This is a genomic window from Shewanella sp. SM101 (assembly GCF_025654465.1).
Taxonomy (GTDB): domain Bacteria; phylum Pseudomonadota; class Gammaproteobacteria; order Enterobacterales; family Shewanellaceae; genus Shewanella; species Shewanella oncorhynchi.
This window is the reverse complement of the sequence record NZ_JAKKRH010000143.1, coordinates 1-742: the sequence shown is the minus strand read 5'-3', so window position 1 is coordinate 742 and position 742 is coordinate 1. Positions and strand designations below refer to the sequence as shown.

The following is a 742-nucleotide window of genomic DNA, read 5'->3' as shown; positions in this document are numbered from 1 at the left end:
CCTGTCTCTTGATCACATCTTTTGCTCAAGAGACAAGGCTAGCTGGTAACCTTCAAGGATGGTTTGCAGTTTAAACCATCCTTGCCATAACCTTTCCCAGCCTACAATTCCGCTTCGTTTGCTGTCATTCCAGCCCGCGAGTTTTCCTAATCTTAGATAAGCCCAATGCACACTGGGGACTTGTTCGGGCGGTTGGCTTTTTTCCGTCTTTAGCCATAACAACTTCCAGGCCAATGGGCTTAACAGGCTATCGCAAGGCCGTTTTTTCGCTTGTTCAGCYTGGCCTGCGTAACAACGYAGTTGCTGGATACGTGTGGCGATAAATGCCAGAATCACAATCATCCGCTCCAGATTATCTTTGCTTTGCAGCCGTAAGTCTTCCACCTGCGTACCGCCCGTTTTCCAGGATTTATGGAAGTCTTCAATCAGCCAGCGGCGCTCGTAGTAATCAAGAATTTGTTGCGCTTGCTCTGCTGTTGTGACTACCTCAGTCGTCAGCAGGTGCCAACAGAGGCCATCTGCGCTGTCTTTCTCCTGACAACCCACATAAAACAGCGGCACWGACTGGCCCGTTTTATTCGCCGGAACCTTCACGGTAATGGGSGCAAAGCGGATATCRCAGTGCGCAACTCTGGCTTTGCGACCGCCTTTTTGTTGCACCTGTACCATCCGCTCACCGGCACTTTGCAGCGTCTCACTAAACGCATAGAGTTTGTGCTGGTCTTCTTCAATACAGCGGCTT

General features: G+C 50.5%; 1 protein-coding gene. It reads right to left on the bottom strand.

Translation table 11 applies throughout. The annotated features are described in order from the left end of the window. Window positions 1-12: 12 nt before the first annotated feature. The coding region (locus L5M38_RS24335) for an IS4 family transposase (protein WP_263180555.1) at window positions 13-742 on the bottom strand (730 nt) is incomplete at its 5' end.